Below are 20,289 nucleotides of genomic sequence, written 5' to 3'. Positions count from 1 at the left end.
TGTCGTCTGCTTCCCATCCTACCACTCTTCACGGAAGGCTGTCAGTTTCAACGGTTTTTGCGGCAAAGAGGGACGTGTCTCGTATTATGGAATATAAAACGGCTTACTGGTGGCGAACATTGTGCATAGCGCAACTTTCTTTACGGTCAACCAGCAAGGTGTTAAATTGATCACGTTTCCAGCAATTGTCTGCCCGTTCGTTTATAATCATAACGGCAGCAATCAGGAAACGGGTTTTTTCGAAATACTGAAACCATCAGGCGATATGTCTTGTACCTCTATATTGAGACGCTTAAACAGAGACTGGATGCCATCAACCAACTGCGCGTAGATCGCGCGCTTGCTGCGATGGGCCCTGCTTTCCAACAGGTCTACAGTCTTCTGCCAACATTGTTACATTATCATCACCCGCTGATGCCGGGTTACCTCGAAGGTAACGTTCCCCATGGCATTTGCATTTACACGCCTGATGAAACCCAACGCCATTACCTGAACGAGCTGGAAATGATGCGCGGCATGCCGCCGCAGGAAACCGCCGCCGGCGAGTTACCGATAACCGCACTCTATTCAATGGGCAGTACCTCCTCCGTTGGCCAAAGCTGTTCTTCAGACCTGGATATCTGGGTTTGTCACCAGGCATGGCTCGACAACGATGAACGCCAGCTGCTGCAGCGTAAATGTAGCCTGCTGGAAAGCTGGGCTGCGTCACTGGGCGTAGAAGTCAGTTTCTTCCTGATCGATGAGAACCGTTTCCGCCATAACGAAAGCGGCAGTCTCGGCGGCGAAGACTGCGGCTCAACGCAACATATCCTGCTGCTGGACGAATTTTACCGCACCGCCGTGCGCCTCGCGGGTAAACGTATTCTGTGGAATATGGTGCCGGGCGATGAAGAAGAGAACTACGACGATTACGTCATGTCGCTCTACTCGCAGGGCGTGCTGACGCCAAACGAATGGCTCGATCTCGGCGGATTGAGTTCGCTCTCTGCCGAAGAATACTTCGGCGCCAGCCTGTGGCAGCTCTATAAAAGTATCGACTCTCCCTATAAAGCAGTGCTGAAAACGCTGCTGCTGGAAGCCTATTCCTGGGAATACCCGAACGCGCGCCTACTGGCGAAAGACATCAAACAGCGCCTGCACGACGGCGAGATAGTCTCCTTCGGGCTCGATCCTTACTGCATGATGCTGGAACGCGTAACCCATTATCTGACACAAATCGAAGATACCGCACGACTGGATCTGGTACGCCGCTGCTTCTACCTGAAAGTGTGCGAAAAACTCTCACGCGAGCGGGCCTGCGTCGGCTGGCGTCGTGAAGTATTAAGCCAGCTGGTCAAAGACTGGGGCTGGGACGAAGAGCGTCTGGCGATGCTGGACAACCGCGCTAACTGGAAGATTGATCAGGTACGCGATGCGCACAACGAATTGCTGGATGCGATGATGCAAAGCTACCGCAACCTGATTCGCTTTGCGCGCCGCAACAACCTCAGCGTCAGCGCCAGCCCGCAGGATATTGGCGTGCTGACCCGTAAACTGTATGCAGCCTTCGAAGCGCTGCCGGGTAAGGTCACTCTGGTGAACCCTCAGATTTCGCCGGACCTTTCCGAGTCGAACCTTACCTTTATCCATGTGCCGCCGGGCCGCGCCAACCGTTCTGGTTGGTATCTCTACAACCGCGCGCCAAATATGGATTCCATCGTCAGCCATCAGCCGCTGGAATATAACCGTTATCTTAATAAGCTGGTGGCGTGGGCCTACTTTAATGGCCTGCTGACCTCGCGCACCCGCCTGTTTATTAAGGGCAACGGTATTTGCGACCTGCCTAAGCTGCAGGAAATGGTGGCGGATGTTTCCCATCACTTCCCGCTGCGCCTGCCTGCGCCAACGCCAAAAGCGCTCTACAGCCCGTGTGAAATCCGCCATCTGGCGATTATCGTCAACCTGGAATATGACCCGACGGCGGCGTTCCGCAATCAGGTCGTGCATTTCGATTTCCGCAAGCTCGACGTATTCAGCTTTGGGCAGCAGCAGCAGTGTCTGATCGGCAGCGTCGACCTGCTTTATCGCAACTCGTGGAACGAAGTGCGTACTCTGCATTTCAACGGCGAGCAGGCGATGATCGAAGCGCTGAAAACCATCCTCGGCAAAATGCACCAGGATGCCGCGCCGCCGGATAGCGTAGAAGTCTTCTGCTACAGCCAGCACTTGCGCGGTCTGATCCGCACTCGTGTGCTGCAACTGGTTTCCGAATGCATTGAGTTCCGCTTATCCAGCACTCGCCAGGAGCCGGGGCGTTTCAAAGCGCTGCGCGTATCCGGGCAGACATGGGGTCTGTTCTTCGAACGGCTGAGCGTGTCGGTGCAGAAGCTGGAAAATGCGGTGGAGTTCTATGGGGCGATTTCCCATAACAAATTGCACGGGCTGTCCGTTCAGGTGGAAACAAACCAGGTGCAGTTGCCGCCGGTGGTGGACGGCTTTGCCAGCGAAGGGATTATTCAGTTTTTCTTTGAAGAGACCAGCGAAGAGCAGGGCTTTAACATCTATATTCTTGATGAGAGCAACCGGGCGGAGGTGTATCACCACTGCGAGGGAAGCAAAGAAGAGCTGGTGCGCGATGTCAGCCGCTTCTATTCTTCATCGCACGACCGTTTCACCTACGGCTCAAGCTTTATCAACTTCAACCTGCCGCAGTTCTACCAGATTGTGAAGGTAGACGGGCGCATGCAGGTTATCCCGTTCCGCACCCAGACTATTCTCCCCGCCACGTCGGCGAATCATGACGATAACGCCGCGCCGCTGCTGCAACAGTACCAGTAGCTAGCTAAAGCTTACCGGCTCGCCCGCTTGCTGGGTGCAGGCCGTTTCCAGCAGCGTCCAGAATTCAGCGCCGCTACGATCGCAAATCCACAAATCCCCTTTCAGGTCAAAGTGATAACCGCCGCTTTTGGTCGCCAGCCACACCTGATGTAACGGCTCCTGGCGGTTGATAATAATTTTGCTGCCGTTTTCAAAACTCAGCGTCAGCACGCCGCCGTTAATCTCACAATCGATATCCGTGTCGCCGTCCCAGTTATCCAGACGCTCTTCAATAGTCATCCACAGGCCATCGCATATGCGATGAAATTCGCTGTCGTTCATCTCTTCTTCCCGGTTAGTCGTCTTCACGGCAGTATAAAAGCAACCAGAGTGAATAGAAAAGAGTATTGCTTTTCGGGGATCACCTGCGATGATAGACAACAGAATGTTGAATCACAGGCAACTCAATAATGAAGAAAATTTTCTGCCCGCTGGCGGTGGCAATTGCGCTATTTAGTCTGACAGGTTGCGGCCTGAAAGGACCTCTCTATTTTCCACCCGCTGACGGTAAAACCAAACCGGCAACGCAGAGCACCGCGCCTCAACCGCAGATACAATCAACCACGCCGGATCGCAATAACCGCGGCACGGATGATGCACCGACTCAGGTAATTTATTAGTCAATAAGAGATAAGTAACCGCGGAAATGGAGCAGAAAATGCAGTTCTCTAAAATGCATGGCCTCGGTAATGACTTTATGGTCGTCGACGCGGTGACACAGAATGTCTATTTCTCCCCTGAGCTGATCCGTCGCTTGTCGGACAGGCATCTCGGTGTGGGTTTCGATCAGCTGCTGGTAGTTGAACCGCCCTACGATCCCGATCTTGATTTCCACTACCGCATCTTTAATGCCGACGGCAGCGAAGTGTCGCAGTGTGGTAACGGCGCGCGCTGCTTTGCCCGTTTTGTGCGCCTGAAAGGGCTGACTAACAAACGTGATATTCGCGTGAGCACGGCCAACGGCCGCATGGTGTTAAGCGTCACCGATGACGAACTGGTGCGCGTCAACATGGGCGAGCCAAACTTCGAGCCATCGGAAGTGCCGTTCCGCGCAAACAAAGCGGAAAAGACCTATATCATGCGCGCGGCCGAGCAGACGATTATGTGCGGCGTTGTGTCGATGGGAAATCCGCACTGCGTGATTCAGGTGGACGACGTGGCCACTGCCGCTGTTGCAACCCTGGGTCCGGTTATGGAAAGCCATGAGCGCTTCCCGGAGCGGGCGAACATCGGCTTTATGCAGGTCGTTACCCGCGAACACATCCGCCTGCGCGTGTTTGAGCGTGGCGCGGGCGAAACACAAGCCTGTGGCAGCGGCGCCTGTGGTGCCGTAGCCGTGGGCATTCAGCAAGGTTTACTGGCGGAGCAGGTGCGTGTAGAGCTGCCCGGCGGCCGCCTTGATATCGCCTGGAAAGGGCCGGGAAGTCCACTGTTTATGACTGGCCCGGCGGCCCATGTTTATGATGGATTCATACATCTATGAAGAACGCCGAGGAACAGCAAGAAGCCGTACTGGAGCTCGATGATAACGCCGTGGCGGAGTATCTGCTGCGTCATCCCGACTTCTTTATTCGTAACGCCCGACACGTCGAACAGATGCAGGTGCCGCACCCCGTGCGTGGGAGCGTATCGCTGGTTGAGTGGCATATGGCCCGCAGCCGCCACCACATCAATTTCCTTGAGGAAAACATGACCCTGCTGATGGAGCAGGCGAGTGCCAACGAAGGGTTGTTCTACCGCCTGTTGAAGCTACAGGGCCGTCTCGCCTCTGCGACCAGCCTGCATGATATGCTTAACCGCCTGCATCGCTGGGCGCGTGAAATGGGGCTGGCGGGTGCGAACGTGCGTCTTTTTGCCGATCGCTGGCGTATTGGCGCGCCTTCTGACTTTACCCATCTGGCGCTCAACCGCAAGGCGTTCGAACCGCTGCGCATTCAGCGTCTGGGCGATAATCAGCATTATCTGGGGCCGCTTAACGGGCCTGAACTGCTGGTGGTGCTGCCACAGGCAAAAGCGATAGGTTCGGTTGCGATGTCGCTGATGGGCAACGATGCCGATCTCGGCGTGCTGCTCTTTAGCAGCCGTGACGCACAGCATTATCACGAAGGCCAGGGAACCCAGTTGCTGCACGAGCTGGCGCTGATGCTGCCTGATTTGCTGGAGCGCTGGATCGAGCGCGTATGACCGCCTCACCTCTGCAATCCCCCGTTGATGGTTTTCTGCGATACCTGAAGGTTGAGCGCCAGCTCAGCCCTTTAACCCTGCTCAACTATGGTCGCCAGCTTGAAGCCATTATTCATCTGCTTGATGAGATGGGTCTGAAAGCCTGGCAACTGTGCGATGCCGCAGCCGTACGCTCTCTGACGGTTCGTAGCCGCAAAGCAGGCCTTGGGCCATCAAGCCTTGCGCTGCGCCTTTCCGCGCTACGCAGCTTCTTCGACTGGCAGGTTAGCCAGGGCGAGCTGCAAGCCAATCCCGCAAAAGGGATCTCCGCGCCGAAGGCTGGCCGCCATCTGCCAAAAAATATTGATGTGGATGACGTTAACCGCCTGCTGGATCTCGATCTTAACGATCCGCTCGCCGTGCGCGATCGCGCCATGCTTGAAGTGATGTACGGCGCGGGCCTGCGCCTTTCGGAACTGGTGAACATGGATTGCGGACACATCAGTCTGTCCACCGGTGAAGTATGGGTGATGGGCAAAGGCAGCAAAGAACGCCGCGTGCCGGTGGGGAAATCTGCCGTAGTTTGGGTCGAGCACTGGCTCGATCTGCGCGAGCTTTTTGGCCCGGACGACGATGCGCTGTTTCTCTCGAAGCAGGGTAAACGCATCTCTGCCCGCAACGTACAAAAACGCTTTAGCGAGTGGGGAATCAAACAGGGGCTGAACAGCCACGTTCACCCCCATAAACTCCGCCACTCTTTTGCCACGCACATGCTGGAATCGAGCGGCGATTTGCGCGGTGTGCAGGAGCTGCTCGGCCACGCGAACCTGTCCACAACGCAAATCTATACCCACTTAGACTTTCAACATTTATCCTCGGTGTATGATGCCGCGCATCCACGCGCCAAACGGGGGAAATCGTAATGCATTTTTACCGCCCACCTGGGCCAATTGCCGCGCTCACTTTCGATCTTGACGACACGCTGTATGACAATCGTCCGGTGATCGAACGCACCGAGCTGGAATCGCTGAGCTTTGTGCAGAATTATCATCCGAGCCTCAGCGCCTTAACAAAGCCAGACTTCATGCGCCTGCGTCAGGCTATTCGCCTGGCAGAGCCGGATATTTACCACGACGTGACGGAATGGCGTCGCCGTGCCGTTGAGCAGGCCATGCTAGAGGCAGGCTTAACGGCGGAAGAAGCCACAGCGGGTGCCACTGCTTCCATGGCGAATTTTGCCCAGTGGCGCAGCCGCATCGACGTACCGCAAGAAACCCATGACACGCTGGCGATGCTTGCGCAAAAATGGCCGCTGGTGGCTATCACCAACGGTAATGCCGAACCGCATCTGTTTGGCCTGGACAAATATTTTAAATTTGTCCTGCGAGCCGGCCCGCACGGACGTTCCAAGCCGTTTAACGATATGTATCACCTGGCGGCTGAAAAGCTGAATGTACCGCTGGAACAGATCCTTCACGTGGGCGACGATCTCACCACCGACGTCGCGGGCGCGGTGCGCTGTGGGATGCAGGCCTGCTGGATTAACCTGCGCGATGGCGATCTGATGCAGATAAATGACAGCCGCTTATTGCCACATCTGGAAATTTCGCGGTTGGCATCCCTCACCGCGCTGATATAATCGTCAGCAACTCTGTATAAAATTCCAGGTGTCGATACTCGTCATACTTCGAACTACAGGTGCGTTGGCTACACTCGCTCACCTCAGCCGCTTACGTTATGTAAGCTCCTGAGGATCCCCAAGCTTGCCGCCTGCCGTAACTCGAATTATTAAGCGTATCCATACACTTTAAACGGCGGTGCCAATGGACGTTTCTTACCTGCTTGATAGCCTCAATGATAAACAGCGCGAAGCCGTCGCGGCCCCGCGCAGCAATATGCTGGTGCTGGCCGGAGCGGGTAGTGGTAAGACGCGTGTGCTGGTGCACCGCATCGCGTGGCTGATGACGGTTGAGAACAGTTCGCCGTACTCCATCATGGCGGTGACCTTTACTAACAAGGCGGCGGCGGAAATGCGTCATCGTATTGGCCAGTTGATGGGCACCAGCCAGGGCGGCATGTGGGTCGGCACTTTCCATGGCCTGGCGCACCGTTTGCTGCGTGCGCACCATATGGATGCCAGACTGCCGCAGGACTTCCAAATCCTCGACAGCGAAGATCAGCTACGTCTGCTAAAGCGTCTGATTAAGGCGCTGAACCTTGATGAGAAGCAGTGGCCGCCGCGCCAGGCGATGTGGTACATCAACGGCAAAAAAGACGAAGGGTTACGCCCGCATCACATTGAAAGCTATGGTAATCCGGTAGAACAAACCTGGCAGAAAGTCTATCAGGCCTATCAGGAAGCCTGTGACCGTGCGGGGCTGGTGGATTTTGCCGAGCTGCTGCTGCGCGCTCACGAACTCTGGCTTAATAAGCCGCATATCCTCAATCATTATCGCGAACGTTTCACCAATATCCTGGTGGACGAATTCCAGGATACCAACAGCATTCAGTACGCGTGGATACGCCTGCTGGCGGGCGATAGCGGAAAAGTAATGATCGTAGGCGATGATGACCAATCCATCTACGGCTGGCGCGGCGCTCAGGTGGAAAACATCCAGCGCTTCCTCAGCGACTTCTCCGGCGCGCAAACTATCCGTCTGGAACAGAACTACCGTTCAACGAACAATATTCTGAACGCGGCTAATGCCCTGATCGCTAATAACGCGGGCCGCCTGGGTAAAGAGCTGTGGACCGACGGCAGCGACGGCGAACCTATTTCCCTCTACTGCGCTTTCAACGAACTGGATGAAGCGCGGTTTGTCGTCAACCGCATTAAAACCTGGCAGGAGAAAGGTGGAGCGCTGGAACAGTGCGCTATTCTCTACCGCAGCAACGCCCAGTCGCGCGTGCTGGAAGAGGCGCTGCTGCAGGTCAGCATGCCGTACCGTATTTACGGCGGCATGCGCTTCTTTGAACGCCAGGAAATCAAAGACGCGCTCTCCTATTTGCGTCTGATTGCCAACCGTAACGATGACGCAGCTTTCGAACGCGTGGTAAACACGCCGACGCGCGGGATTGGCGATCGCACGCTGGACGTGGTGCGCCAGACGTCGCGCGACAAGCAGCTAACGCTCTGGCAGTCCTGCCGCTTCCTGCTGCAGGAGAAAGCGCTTGCCGGGCGGGCCGCTTCCGCGCTGCAACGCTTTATGGAGCTTATCGACGCGCTGGCACATGAAACCATTGATATGCCGCTGCACGTACAAACTGACCGGGTTATCAAAGACTCCGGCCTGATGATGATGTACGAACAGGAGAAAGGCGAGAAAGGCCAGACGCGTATCGAAAACTTAGAAGAACTGGTGACGGCAACGCGCCAGTTCAGCTACCAGGACGAAGATGAAGATCTGATGCCGCTGCAGGCTTTCTTATCCCATGCCGCGCTGGAGGCGGGCGAAGGGCAGGCGGATAGCTGGCAGGATGCGGTTCAGCTGATGACGCTGCACTCCGCGAAAGGGCTGGAATTTCCGCAGGTCTTTATCGTCGGCATGGAAGAGGGCATGTTCCCAAGCCAGATGTCGCTGGAAGAGGGCGGCCGTCTGGAAGAAGAACGCCGCCTGGCTTACGTTGGCGTCACGCGCGCGATGCAAAAGCTTACGCTGACCTACGCAGAAACCCGTCGCCTGTACGGTAAAGAGGTTTATCACCGCCCGTCACGCTTTGTTGGCGAGCTGCCGGAAAACTGCGTGGAAGAGGTGCGTTTACGTGCCAGCATCAGCCGCCCGGTCAGCCACCAGCGCATGGGGACGCCGATCTCTGAGAATGATTCAGGCTTCAGCCTCGGGCAGCGTGTCCGCCATGCAAAATTTGGCGAAGGCACCGTCGTCAACCTGGAAGGCAGCGGTGAGCATAGCCGCGTGCAGGTCGCTTTCCCGGGGCAGGGAATTAAGTGGCTGGTGGCCGCTTATGCACGTCTGGAAACGGTGTAAGTCACAGAAATATCGCGCGATTCTCCAGCCAGGTGCTACGCTTAAAACGTCACCTGCATTTATTAGGCTGCGGTGTCCCGTTGCGTGTTGACGCCATATTTTTGCTGGCGTAACATGCGCGCACGATAACGACTTAAGAGGACACTCGCCTTGGACACACCCAGTAGATACTGGCTCAATTACCTGTCATCCAGGTACAACTTCTAAGGCTATCCTCTTATGCTGATGGCCTTAGTGGTTGTCGGCGACCCCATATCCCTGTATCCCGTCGCAATGAGTCAGGCTGTTTAATGGTCTGAAACCTGTAATGTTTCTGTCTGTGTGCCAACCGAACTGTCCCTGATATTTTTTGCATTGGGAGTCCCGGTCATGCTGAGCGCATTTCAACTGGAAAACAAACGACTGTCCCGTCTCGAACTGGATGAGGCCGACAATCTGACAAGTTCTGTCTGGGTTGATTTGGTCGAGCCCGACGAGGGCGAACGACAGCTTGTACAAACGGAACTTGGCCAAAGCCTGGCAACCCGGCCAGAGCTGGAAGACATCGAAGCATCCGCGCGTTTTTTTGAAGACGAAGACGGCCTGCACATTCACTCATTTTTCTTCTTTGAAGATGCGGACGATCACGCCGGCAACAGCACCGTCGCGTTTACCATCCGCGAAGGCCGCCTGTACACGCTGCGTGAACGCGAGCTGCCTGCGTTTCGCCTCTATCGTATGCGCGCCCGCAGCCAGAATATGGTGGACGGCAACGCCTGGGAACTGCTGCTTGACCTGTTTGAAACCAAAATTGAACAGCTGGCGGATGAAATCGAAAATATCTACAGCGACCTGGAAAAGCTAAGCCGGGTGATCATGGAAGGGCAGCAGGGCGATGAGTATGATGCTGCGCTCTCAACGCTTGCCGAACTGGAAGATATTGGCTGGAAGGTTCGTCTGTGTCTGATGGATACCCAGCGTGCATTGAACTTCCTGGTACGTAAAGCGCGCTTGCCGGGCGGACAACTGGAGCAGGCTCGTGAGATCCTGCGGGATATTGAATCCCTGCTGCCGCATAACGAATCCCTGTTTCAGAAGGTTAACTTCCTGATGCAGGCGGCGATGGGCTTTATCAACATCGAGCAGAACCGCATCATCAAGATCTTCTCGGTGGTATCGGTCGTGTTCCTGCCGCCAACGCTTGTGGCATCCAGTTACGGAATGAACTTCGAATTTATGCCCGAACTGAAGCTGAGCTTCGGCTATCCCGCCGCGATCATCGTTATGATCCTCGCAGGCCTTGCGCCTTATCTCTACTTCAAACGTAAGAACTGGCTGTAATATTGTCGGCAGTTTTGTCAGATGGCGCTGCGCTTATCCGACTTACATCGCTTTGGCGATTGTAGGTCGGGTAAGCGCTAGCGCCACCCGACATCATTACATCCACCGCTAGCCAATTTTTCGCAATCTTCTCTGTGTATAAACCGCATCCAGAATAAACACCGCAAGCGCCGCCCAGATAAAGCCAAACGTCAGCATTTTATCCTGGCCGACTACTTCGCCATAAAACGTCACGGCCAGCAGGAACATTAGCGTTGGGCCAAGGTACTGGAAGAAGCCCAGCGTTGAGAGGCGTAAACGCGTTGCGGCAGCGGTGAAGCACAGTAGCGGAATGGTCGTCACAATGCCCGCGGCAATCAGCAGCAGGTTAAGCGACCACGCGTTCTGCCCCATGTGGCTGGTGGCGCTGTCAGCAAACCCGAACAGGTAAATTGCCGCAACCGGCAGCAGCCAGAGGGTTTCGACCAGCATGCCGGTTTGCGCATCCACGGCGATTTTCTTACGCACCAGCCCGTAAAACGCGAAGCTGAACGCCAGGCCCAGAGCAATTATCGGCAATGAACCGAAGGTCCACAGCTGCACCAGTACGCCACAGGCGGCAAGCGCAACCGCAACCCACTGCATTGTGCGAAAGCGTTCGCCGAGAAAAATCATGCCTAAGACGACGTTCACCAGCGGATTAATGAAGTATCCCAGGCTCGCTTCCAGCATGTGATTATTATTCACCGCCCAGATGAAAAGCAGCCAGTTGCCGCCGATAAGCACCGCGGAGAGCGCCATCGCCAACACCTTCCTGCGATTCTTGCAGGCCCTTTTCACCTGCGGCCACTGGCGACTGAGGCTGATTAACGCCACCATGAAAAAGAACGACCAGATCACGCGATGAGTGAGGATCTCATCCGCCGGGACATAGTGGATCAGTTTGAAATAGGCAGGCGCAATGCCCCATATTAAATACGCTGCGAGAGCAAGCAGCACGCCCTGGCGGGTCTGTTTCGCATCCATGAAAAAACTCGTCGAAAGAATAGTGCGCAAATAGTAACAGGAATTACAGATTGATGACAAAGCAGACATGATTGAGAGACGCAAAGATTTCACCAGAAAATAATAAGTAAAATCAACTAATTGATTTCGCCGCTTAAGCATAAAGAAGGAAAAACCACGCTTTTCCTTCTTTGCCAGCCGTCTCAGAAATTATCTTCTCATCCCACCATATAGGTGGCCGTGGCGCTGGCGATATGAACCTGCTCTTCGTTATGCAGCTCAACTCTTGCTACTGCCACTTTGTTCCCGGCTCGCAGCAGGCTGCTGCTTGCGGTAAAGCGCTGGCCTCTGCCCGGGCGCAGGTAGTCCACGCGCAGATCGATAGTGCCCATCCGCGACAAACGCTGGCGCAGCTCTTCTTCACTGATGGTGTCATGGCGCGTCAGGGTGCTGCCTACGCAAACCAGGCCCGCCGCCACATCAAGTGCGGAGGCTATCACGCCGCCGTGTAAAATGCTCTGCGCCCAGTTACCAACCATCATCGGCTGATTATCAAAGCCAAGCTGCGCAAAGGCTTTCTCATAGCGCTCCAGCTCAAGACCCAGCGCGCGATTAAACGGCATGTGATAAACAAAAATTTCGCCAACCAGCTGGAGGGCTGCTTCGGTTGTCAGTATGGTGCCGGACATGGATCGTTCCTCGATCGAAAAATTCTGTCTACGTTAACTAAAAGTTTATTTTATGCTTCTCATTTGTTGCTTTCTACTTTAAGAAAGGTTGACCGCGCGAGATGCGAAGGAACTATGTAGAATGTCCGGCAGCTAATAATCCGATAACAAATTTACGTTCAGGAGAACATTGTCGATGCACAAGTTTCTGGGATGCTTGCTGGCGGCGTGTTTGCTGCCTTTTACGGCCTACGCACAGGAAGCCACGATTAAAAAGGTTCATGACAAACCCGCCGTGCGCGGCAGCGTTATTGCTAACCTGCTTCAGGAACATGACAACCCGTTCACCCTCTATCCGTACGACACGAACTATTTGCTCTATACGGTGACGGATGACCTGAACAAAGAGGCAATCGGCTCCTATAACTGGTCGGACAATGCCCGTAAAGATGAAGTGAAGTTTCAGTTAAGCCTTGCCTTCCCGTTATGGCGCGGCATTCTCGGCGCTAATTCAGTGCTGGGCGCGTCTTACACCCAGAAATCCTGGTGGCAGCTTTCCAATCGTGGCGAATCTTCCCCGTTCCGCGAAACCAACTATGAGCCGCAACTTTTCCTCGGTTTTGCTGTGGACGAGACGTTTGCGGGCTGGACGCTGCGAGACGTGGAGTTTGGCTATAATCACGACTCCAACGGGCGATCCGATCCAACCTCCCGTAGCTGGAACCGCATGTACGCACGTCTGATGGCGGAAAACGGTAACTGGCTGGTTGAAGCGAAGCCGTGGTATGTGCTTGGCAGCACTGACGATAACCCGGACATCACCAAATACATGGGTTATTACCAGCTGAAAATTGGTTATTCGCTGGGCGATGCGATACTGAGCGTGAAAGGGCAGTACAACTGGAATACCGGCTACGGCGGTGCCGAGATGGGCTTCAGCTATCCGGTCACTAAGCATGTGCGCCTGTACACCCAGCTCTACAGCGGTTACGGCGAATCTTTAATTGATTACAACTTTAACCAGACACGCTTTGGTGTAGGCGTTATGCTCAACGATCTGTTCTAAAAAGTTGCAGTTTTTACTTCAGGCGCTGAAAATGGCGCCTGAATTTTTGGTAGTGGAGAGAGCGTGACACAGGCGGAAGTTATTAATCAGACGGTGCTGACTCAACGGGTTTTGCAGGAAACCTTTGGCTATCAGCAGTTCCGCCCGGGCCAGGAAACCATTATCGAAACGGTGCTTGTCGGGCGCGACTGTCTGGTCGTGATGCCGACCGGCGGCGGTAAATCTCTGTGCTATCAGATCCCAGCGCTGGTGTTCGGCGGGCTGACGGTTGTCGTTTCCCCGCTGATTTCCCTGATGAAAGACCAGGTCGATCAGCTGCTGGCAAATGGCGTTGCTGCGGCCTGTCTTAACTCCACCCAAAGCCGTGAGCAGCAGCAGGAAGTGATGGCAGGCTGCCGCAGCGGGCAAATTCGTCTGCTGTATATCGCTCCTGAACGGTTGATGATGGATAATTTCATCGACCAAATCAGCCACTGGCACCTTTCGATGGTTGCCGTGGATGAAGCGCACTGTATTTCCCAGTGGGGGCATGATTTCCGGCCGGAATACGCAGCGCTTGGGCAATTGCGCCAGCGCCTGCCGGGCGTGCCGTTTATCGCCCTTACCGCTACCGCCGATGAAACCACGCGGCTGGATATCGTTCGTCTGCTTGGCCTGCAGGATCCGCTGATTCAAATCAGCAGCTTCGATCGTCCTAATATTCGCTATATGCTGATGGAAAAGTTTAAACCGCTCGATCAGTTGATGCGTTACGTTCAGGAGCAGCGCGGCAAATCCGGCATCATCTACTGTAATAGCCGCGCCAAAGTGGAAGACACCGCCGCGCGCTTGCAAAGCAAAGGCATCAGCGCCGGGGCTTATCATGCGGGCCTGGAACATAACGTGCGTGCCGACGTGCAGGAGAAATTCCAGCGCGACGATCTGCAAATCGTGGTGGCTACCGTAGCGTTTGGTATGGGCATCAACAAGCCTAACGTGCGGTTTGTGGCGCACTTTGATATCCCGCGTAACATTGAATCTTACTATCAGGAAACGGGCCGTGCCGGGCGCGACGGGCTGCCTGCGGAAGCGATGCTGTTTTACGATCCGGCAGATATGGCGTGGCTGCGCAAGTGCCTTGAAGAGAAGCCGCCGGGCCAGCTACAGGATATTGAACGCCATAAGCTTAACGCGATGGGGGCGTTTGCCGAGGCGCAAACCTGCCGCCGTCTGGTGCTGCTGAACTACTTTGGCGAAGGCCGCCAGCAGGCCTGCGGCAACTGCGATGTTTGTCTCGATCCGCCGCGCCGCTACGACGGGCTGGTGGACGCACAAAAGGCGCTCTCCTGTATTTATCGCGTAGGCCAGCGTTTTGGTATGGGCTACGTTGTCGAAGTGCTGCGCGGTGCGAACAACCAGCGTATTCGCGACCTGGGGCACGACAAACTCAAAATATACGGCGAAGGCCGCGACCACACGACGGAGCACTGGGTAAGCGTGATTCGTCAACTCATACACCTCGGCGTGGTGACGCAAAATATTGCCCAACATTCTGCTTTGCAGCTTACCGAAGCGGCGCGCCCGTATTTGCGTGCCGAAGTGCCGCTGATGCTGGCGGTGCCGCGCGTCGTTGCCATCAAGCCGCGGACGAATCAGAAAACGTTCGGCGGCAATTACGACCGTAAGCTGTTCGCTAAGCTGCGCAAACTGCGTAAAGCGATTGCTGACGAAGAGAACATCCCGCCGTATGTGGTATTTAACGATGCCACGCTTATCGAAATGGCTGAGCAAATGCCGATCTCCGCGGGCGAAATGCTCGGCGTCAACGGCGTGGGCACCCGCAAGCTGGAACGCTTTGGGCGCGAATTCATGTCGCTTATTCGCAGCCATGTCGACGGCGAAGATGAATAGTAGCCAGGCCTGTGCGAACGTGGCAGGATAATCCTTCACTGAATAATTATCCCGCGAGTTATTTCTTATGTTGATGCTTTTTCTGACCGTAGCGGTTTTGCATATCGTTGCGCTGGTCACGCCTGGCCCGGATTTCTTCTTCGTTTCGCAGACCGCCGTTAGCCGCTCCCGCAAAGAAGCGATGATGGGCGTGCTGGGCATCACCGGCGGCGTCATGGTCTGGTCCGGGGTGGCGCTGCTGGGCCTGAATCTGATCCTTGAAAAAATGGCGTGGCTGCACAGCATCATCATGGTTGGTGGTGGGTTATATCTGTGCTGGATGGGCTACCAGATGCTGCGCGGTGCACTGAAGAAAGAGCAAGCTACGCAGGAATCGCCTGCGGCAGAGCTGGCGCATGGCGGGCGCAGCTTCCTGAAAGGCCTGCTTACCAACCTGTCGAACCCGAAAGCCATTATTTACTTTGGCAGCGTCTTCTCGCTGTTCGTGGGCGATAGCGTAGGCAGCGTCGAGCGTTGGGGATTATTTGTGATGATCGCGCTGGAAACCTTTGCCTGGTTTACCGTGGTGGCCAGCCTGTTCGCCTTACCGAAAATGCGTCGCGGCTATCAGCGTCTCGCCAAATGGATTGACGGTACGGCGGGCGCTCTGTTCACCGGCTTCGGCATTCACCTGATTATCTCTCGTTAGCATTTTACTCGCCCGTCAAGCCTGGCGTGCTCCGGCAAGGAGCGCGCCTACCAGCATAAACAGCGAACCAAACACCCGGTTTAGCGCCTTCATCTGACGCGGCCCCTTAATCCAGCCTGCAATCCTTGTCGCAAGCATGGCATAGCCAATCATCACAATGATATCGACCACCACGGTTGTCACGCCAAGAATCACATACTGCACCGCTTGCGGTTGATGCGGCTCGATAAACTGGGGAAAAAGTGCGGCGAGAAATACGATGCTTTTTGGGTTAGTGAGATTCACGAACACCGCGCGTTTAAACAGACGGCTGCGCGGCTGGCTGGTGGCCAGCGTATGCAGATCTATAGCGCCTGCTGCACGCCATTGTTGAATACCCAGCCAGATAAGATAAGCGGCACCTGCCCACTTCAGCACCTCAAACGCCAGCAGCGAACGTGAAAACAGCGCGCCAAGGCCAACGCCGACCAGTACGATATGGGTAGCCAGCCCGGCTTGTAAGCCAGCAATTGATGCCGCCGTGTCCCGATAGCCGTGGCTAATGGCGGTAGTCATAGTATTGATGGCGCCGGACCCGGGCGAGAGGCTCAAAATGAGCGTCGTTAGAAGATAAGTACACCACCATTCGAAAGTCATGTGAAATTCCCAGGACGGACACTTTTGTGCCACAATACGCTATTGTTTATTGGCGTGCTACGGATCACAAATATTCAGTCCAGACGGTGCAAAAACAGCTTATGACGCAGCATAAAAACGGATGGTTCGCGCGTGAGGGCGCATTTGCTGCTTTCACTATGGGCCCCTTAACGGACTTCTGGCGCGAGCGTGAAGAGCGGGAATTTTTGGGCGTCGACGACGTGCCGGTACGCTACGTCAGATTCTGCGCCGAAGGTCATGACCGCGTAATAGTCGTCTGCCCGGGGCGCATCGAAAGCTACGTAAAGTATGCCGAGCTTGCCTATGATTTGTTCCACTGCGGCTTTGATGTCCTGATTATCGATCATCGCGGTCAGGGTCGTTCGGGTCGTCTGCTGTCAGACACCCATCGTGGCCACGTCGTGAAATTCAGTGATTATGTCGATGACTTCGATCGCTTCTACCAGCAGGAAGTCGCGCCGGGCCCGTGGCGAAAACGTTACGTGCTGGCGCACTCCATGGGAGGCGCTATTACCTCTTTGTGGCTGGAGAAAAACTCACAGGCGTTTGATGCCGTTGCCCTTTGTGCGCCGATGTTCGGCATTACTCTGCGCTGGCCGGGGTGGATGGTGCGCCATCTGCTGGACTGGGCCGAAGGCCATCAACGTATTCGTGAAGGCTATGCAATAGGAACAGGCCGCTGGCGCGCTTTACCGTTTAGCGTTAATGTCCTGACCCATAGCCGCGAACGTTACCGCCGCAACCTGCGTTTTTATGCTGATGAACCAGCGCTGCGGGTGGGTGGGCCGACCTGGCACTGGGTACGCGAAGGGATACTCGCAGGAGAAGAGGTATTAGCGGGAGCCACCGCCATTACCACGCCGATATTTATACTCCAGGCAGAAGAGGAGCGTGTGGTGGATAACCGCGCGCACCAGCGCTTCTGCGAGCTTCGCGCCGCGGCGGGCCATCCTTGTGAGGGGGACACACCTTACGTCATAAAAGGCGCGTATCATGAGATCCTCTTTGAAAAGGACGATATGCGAGCCAGAGCGTTGCATGCCATCCTCGAGTTTTTCGACCGGCATCGTTAATTTTCTTCACCAGAGGTTTACTAATCTTATGTACCAAGTCGTTGCGTCTGATTTAGATGGCACGTTGCTGTCTCCCGATCACCTGCTCTCCCCGTATGCCAAAGAAACGCTAAAACTGCTCACCGCTCAGGGCGTTCATTTTGTGTTTGCGACGGGCCGCCACCATATCGACGTTGCGCAGATCCGCGATAACCTCGAAATCAAAGCCTATATGATCACCTCCAACGGCGCGCGCGTGCACGACACCGATGGCAACCTGGTCTTTACCCACGATCTGGACCGTGATATCGCAGCCGATCTGTTTGGCGTGATGAATGCTAATCCGGATATCGTCACCAACGTTTATCGCGGCGACGAATGGTTTATGAACCGTCATCGCCCGGAGGAGATGAAATATTTTAAAGAAGCGGTGTTTAACTATTCGCTTTATGAGCCGGGCCTGCTTGAAACAGATGGCGTAAGCAAAGTGTTCTTCACCTGCGATGACCATGATAAGTTGCTGCCGCTGGAGCAGGCCATCAACGCTCGCTGGGGTGACCGCGTGAACGTCAGCTTCTCCACGCTTACCTGTCTGGAAGTGATGGCGGGCGGCGTTTCCAAAGGCCACGCGCTGGAAGCCGTATCTAAAGCTATGGGTTATAGCCTGAAAGAGTGCATCTCCTTTGGCGACGGCATGAACGATGCGGAAATGCTCTCCATGGCGGGCAAAGGCTGCATCATGGGTAACGCCCATCAGCGCCTGAAAGATCTGTTGCCGGAGCTGGAAGTCATCGGCACCAACGCTGATAACGCCGTGCCGCATTACCTGCGCAAAATGTTCCTCGGCGCGGATTGAACTTTGTCGGGTGGATAAGCGATAGCATCATCCATTCTTGTTCGGCGGGCGGCGCTTTGCTTACCCGCCCTACAATTGAAAGTTCGTTTTTTAGCCACCCGTCAACCAAATAGTTCAGAACCTGCCGACAAGCTTCGCTACAATGGCGAATAAATTGCCCGTTGCAGAGATATCATCGTGCCGTTACTTATCATCACCACAATTTTGTGGGCCTTCTCCTTTAGCCTGATAGGCGAATACCTTGCCGGACATGTCGACAGCTATTTCTCCGTGCTGATGCGCGTGGGGCTGGCGGCGGCGGTGTTTCTGCCGTTCCTGCGCTTTAAAGGCTACAGCCTGAAAACGTTGCTGCTCTATATGCTGGTGGGGGCGCTACAGCTGGGCGTGATGTACCTGTTTAGCTTCCAGGCCTATCTCTACCTTACCGTGTCGGAATTCCTGCTGTTTACGGTGCTTACGCCGCTCTACATCACGCTGATTTACGATTTGCTCAGCCGCAGACCTTTGCGCTGGGGCTATGCGTTAAGCGCCGGACTGGCGGTGGTTGGCGCGGTAATTATTCGCTACGACAAAGTAAGCGATCATTTCTGGATCGGTCTGCTGCTGGTGCAGGCGGCGAACATTTGCTTTGCGATTGGCATGGTGGGTTACAAGCGGCTGATGGAAACTCGTCCGATGCCGCAGAAGTGCGCCTTCTCCTGGTTTTACCTTGGGGCGGCCGCGGTGGCGGTGAGCGCCTGGTTTGTATTGGGTAATCCGCAGAAGCTGCCAACCACTACCCTGCAATGGAGCATTCTGGTCTGGCTGGGCGTGGTGGCTTCCGGGCTGGGTTACTTTATGTGGAACTACGGTGCGACGCAGGTAGATGCCGGTACGCTTGGCATCATGAATAACGTGCACGTTCCGGCAGGGCTGCTGGTTAATCTCGCCATCTGGCAGGAACAGCCCCACTGGCCAAGCTTTATCATTGGGGGGACGGTGATAATGGCCTCGCTATGGGCACATCGTCATTGGGTCGCTCCGCGTTCCGCACAAAAGGAAGATGCTCGCAGGCGTGTGAGCGCGTCGAGCGAATAAACGCTTCCGTCACCGGCTGACGCTGCTCGCCATCGCGCACGGCGGCGTACAGTCGGCTCCACAATCCTTCTCCCAGGGTTTTAGTCACCACCAGACCCTGGCGCTCAAAACTCTCCACTACCCAGTGCGGCAGCGCGGCAATACCCATGCGCGCCGACACCATTTGAATCAGCAGCAGCGTGTTATCGACGCTTTTCAGCGATGGGCTGACTCCCGCCGGCTGCAGGAAATGCCGCCAGATATCCAGTCGGCTACGCTGCACCGGATAAATCAGCAACGTTTCGCGGCTCAAATCCTCCGGCACAATGCGCGCTTTGCCCGCCAGCGGGTGATCGGCCGCCAGCACCAGGCGTACTTCAAAATCGAACATCGGCGAATAGTGCAGACCGCTGCGCGGCAGGATGTCGGACGTCAGCACGATGTCCAGCTCGCTTTGTTGCAGCGCAGGCTGCGGGTCGAACGTTACGCCTGATTTGAAATCAAGATCGACCTGCGGCCAGTGCTTATGGAAATTCTCAAGCGCCGGCGTCAGCCACTGAATACAGCTATGGCATTCAATGGCGATACGCAGCGTGGTCTGATGCGGCTCGTTACAGGCCTGCAGCGCACGACTAATTTGCGGCAGCACCTGTTCAGCAAGCTGCAGCAGGATTTCACCCTGCGGCGTAAAGCGCAGCGGCTGACTTTTCCGAATAAACAGGCGGAACCCGAGCCGCTGCTCCAGATCGCTGAACTGATGGGAGAGGGCCGATTGGGTCTGATGCAACGAGGCGGCGGCGGCAGCTAAAGAGCCGCAGTTTCGTAACGCCTGGAGCGTCCGCAGATGTTTAATTTCGATCATGAAAGTCCTTCACTTCGCCATGAAGATTTTGCGCTTGAGGAATATACAGTACCTGCGGATTATAGATGTGTAAACATCTGGACGTCTAAATCCAGCGTCTTTCGAATTTATGGTGCGTTGGTTTCACTCACTTACACCGGTCACTTACTTATGTAAGCGTCCGGAAATAAGCGAGCTTACCGCGT

20 protein-coding genes are annotated in these 20,289 nt (G+C 55.2%); 15 read left to right on the top strand and 5 right to left on the bottom strand.

The window, feature by feature from the left end:
* The first annotated feature begins 270 nt into the window (after positions 1–270).
* Complete coding sequence (gene cyaA / locus E2L00_RS20380; RefSeq protein ID WP_167614791.1) at positions 271–2,817, top strand: class I adenylate cyclase; 2,547 nt, start codon at positions 271–273, stop codon at positions 2,815–2,817.
* On the opposite strand, the gene cyaY is transcribed toward cyaA, so the two are convergent.
* The gene (cyaY, locus tag E2L00_RS20375; RefSeq protein ID WP_167614850.1) at positions 2,818–3,138 is read right to left on the bottom strand and encodes an iron donor protein CyaY; all 321 of its coding nucleotides are present in this window, start codon (positions 3,136–3,138) and stop codon (positions 2,818–2,820) included. It lies immediately after the preceding gene.
* 128 nt (positions 3,139–3,266) lie between these two features.
* Between cyaY and lptM the strand changes: the two genes are divergently transcribed.
* The 8 genes from lptM to corA all read left to right on the top strand — a co-directional run bounded on the left by lptM (position 3,267) and on the right by corA (position 10,325).
* Entirely contained in the window at positions 3,267–3,476 is a 210-nt protein-coding gene (lptM, locus tag E2L00_RS20370) for an LPS translocon maturation chaperone LptM (RefSeq protein ID WP_167614790.1), read from the top strand.
* 38 nt (positions 3,477–3,514) lie between these two features.
* On the top strand, positions 3,515–4,339 hold the full coding sequence (gene dapF, locus E2L00_RS20365; protein ID WP_167614789.1) for a diaminopimelate epimerase: 825 nt from the start codon (positions 3,515–3,517) through the stop codon (positions 4,337–4,339).
* Positions 4,336–5,040 carry a DUF484 domain-containing protein gene (locus E2L00_RS20360; RefSeq protein WP_167614788.1) on the top strand — a complete coding sequence of 235 codons (705 nt, stop codon included), beginning with the start codon at positions 4,336–4,338 and terminating at the stop codon, positions 5,038–5,040. The genes dapF and E2L00_RS20360 overlap by 4 nt, the downstream gene beginning before the upstream one ends.
* The gene (xerC, locus tag E2L00_RS20355; RefSeq protein WP_167614787.1) at positions 5,037–5,942 is read left to right on the top strand and encodes a tyrosine recombinase XerC; all 906 of its coding nucleotides are present in this window, start codon (positions 5,037–5,039) and stop codon (positions 5,940–5,942) included. The genes E2L00_RS20360 and xerC overlap by 4 nt, the downstream gene beginning before the upstream one ends.
* The gene (yigB, locus tag E2L00_RS20350; protein ID WP_167614786.1) at positions 5,942–6,658 is read left to right on the top strand and encodes a 5-amino-6-(5-phospho-D-ribitylamino)uracil phosphatase YigB; all 717 of its coding nucleotides are present in this window, start codon (positions 5,942–5,944) and stop codon (positions 6,656–6,658) included. Before xerC ends, yigB begins: the two co-directional genes overlap by 1 nt.
* Before the next feature lie 184 nt (positions 6,659–6,842).
* Positions 6,843–9,005, top strand: a complete 2,163-nt coding sequence (gene uvrD, locus E2L00_RS20345; protein ID WP_167614785.1) for a DNA helicase II — start codon at positions 6,843–6,845, stop codon at positions 9,003–9,005.
* A gap of 150 nt (positions 9,006–9,155) precedes the next feature.
* A complete protein-coding gene (gene ysgD, locus E2L00_RS21760; protein ID WP_236127787.1) occupies positions 9,156–9,212 on the top strand; it encodes a YsgD/CorL family protein in 57 nt (18 codons plus the stop codon).
* 162 nt (positions 9,213–9,374) lie between these two features.
* Entirely contained in the window at positions 9,375–10,325 is a 951-nt protein-coding gene (corA, locus tag E2L00_RS20340; protein WP_167614784.1) for a magnesium/cobalt transporter CorA, read from the top strand.
* A 108-nt stretch (positions 10,326–10,433) separates the two neighbouring features.
* On the opposite strand, the gene rarD is transcribed toward corA, so the two are convergent.
* Together rarD and yigI are read right to left on the bottom strand one after the other, a co-directional pair.
* Entirely contained in the window at positions 10,434–11,330 is an 897-nt protein-coding gene (rarD, locus tag E2L00_RS20335) for an EamA family transporter RarD (RefSeq protein WP_167614783.1), read from the bottom strand.
* A gap of 197 nt (positions 11,331–11,527) precedes the next feature.
* Positions 11,528–11,998: an acyl-CoA thioesterase YigI gene (gene yigI / locus E2L00_RS20330; RefSeq protein WP_167614782.1), complete on the bottom strand. Its 471-nt coding sequence runs from the start codon at positions 11,996–11,998 to the stop codon at positions 11,528–11,530.
* A 175-nt stretch (positions 11,999–12,173) separates the two neighbouring features.
* Between yigI and pldA the strand changes: the two genes are divergently transcribed.
* From pldA to rhtC, 3 genes are all read left to right on the top strand, one after another.
* Positions 12,174–13,043 carry a phospholipase A gene (pldA, locus tag E2L00_RS20325; RefSeq protein WP_167614781.1) on the top strand — a complete coding sequence of 290 codons (870 nt, stop codon included), beginning with the start codon at positions 12,174–12,176 and terminating at the stop codon, positions 13,041–13,043.
* Positions 13,044–13,106: 63 nt separating this feature from the next.
* The gene (recQ, locus tag E2L00_RS20320) at positions 13,107–14,933 is read left to right on the top strand and encodes an ATP-dependent DNA helicase RecQ (RefSeq protein WP_167614780.1); all 1,827 of its coding nucleotides are present in this window, start codon (positions 13,107–13,109) and stop codon (positions 14,931–14,933) included.
* Positions 14,934–15,000: 67 nt separating this feature from the next.
* Positions 15,001–15,621 (top strand): threonine export protein RhtC, encoded by a 621-nt coding sequence (gene rhtC / locus E2L00_RS20315; protein WP_167614779.1) that lies wholly within the window; start codon positions 15,001–15,003, stop codon positions 15,619–15,621.
* 15 nt (positions 15,622–15,636) lie between these two features.
* On the opposite strand, the gene rhtB is transcribed toward rhtC, so the two are convergent.
* Entirely contained in the window at positions 15,637–16,257 is a 621-nt protein-coding gene (rhtB, locus tag E2L00_RS20310; protein WP_167614778.1) for a homoserine/homoserine lactone efflux protein, read from the bottom strand.
* Between the two features lie 101 nt (positions 16,258–16,358).
* On the opposite strand from rhtB, the gene pldB reads away from it, so the two are divergent.
* The 3 genes from pldB to E2L00_RS20295 all read left to right on the top strand — a co-directional run bounded on the left by pldB (position 16,359) and on the right by E2L00_RS20295 (position 19,263).
* Positions 16,359–17,351 carry a lysophospholipase L2 gene (gene pldB, locus E2L00_RS20305; RefSeq protein WP_167614776.1) on the top strand — a complete coding sequence of 331 codons (993 nt, stop codon included), beginning with the start codon at positions 16,359–16,361 and terminating at the stop codon, positions 17,349–17,351.
* 28 nt (positions 17,352–17,379) lie between these two features.
* Positions 17,380–18,186: a sugar/pyridoxal phosphate phosphatase YigL gene (yigL, locus tag E2L00_RS20300; RefSeq protein WP_167614774.1), complete on the top strand. Its 807-nt coding sequence runs from the start codon at positions 17,380–17,382 to the stop codon at positions 18,184–18,186.
* A 177-nt stretch (positions 18,187–18,363) separates the two neighbouring features.
* A complete protein-coding gene (locus E2L00_RS20295) occupies positions 18,364–19,263 on the top strand; it encodes a carboxylate/amino acid/amine transporter (protein ID WP_167614772.1) in 900 nt (299 codons plus the stop codon).
* Here the strand turns inward: E2L00_RS20295 and metR are convergent.
* The gene (gene metR / locus E2L00_RS20290) at positions 19,151–20,104 is read right to left on the bottom strand and encodes an HTH-type transcriptional regulator MetR (protein ID WP_167614770.1); all 954 of its coding nucleotides are present in this window, start codon (positions 20,102–20,104) and stop codon (positions 19,151–19,153) included. The two genes, E2L00_RS20295 and metR, sit on opposite strands and share 113 nt — an antisense overlap.
* Between the last annotated feature and the right edge of the window lie 185 nt (positions 20,105–20,289).

This window comes from Cedecea colo, from assembly GCF_011808225.1.
Classification (GTDB): Bacteria; Pseudomonadota; Gammaproteobacteria; order Enterobacterales; family Enterobacteriaceae; genus Dryocola; species Dryocola colo.
The sequence above is the reverse complement of the archived record's forward strand: the minus strand, read 5'-3'. Positions and strand labels throughout refer to the sequence as shown.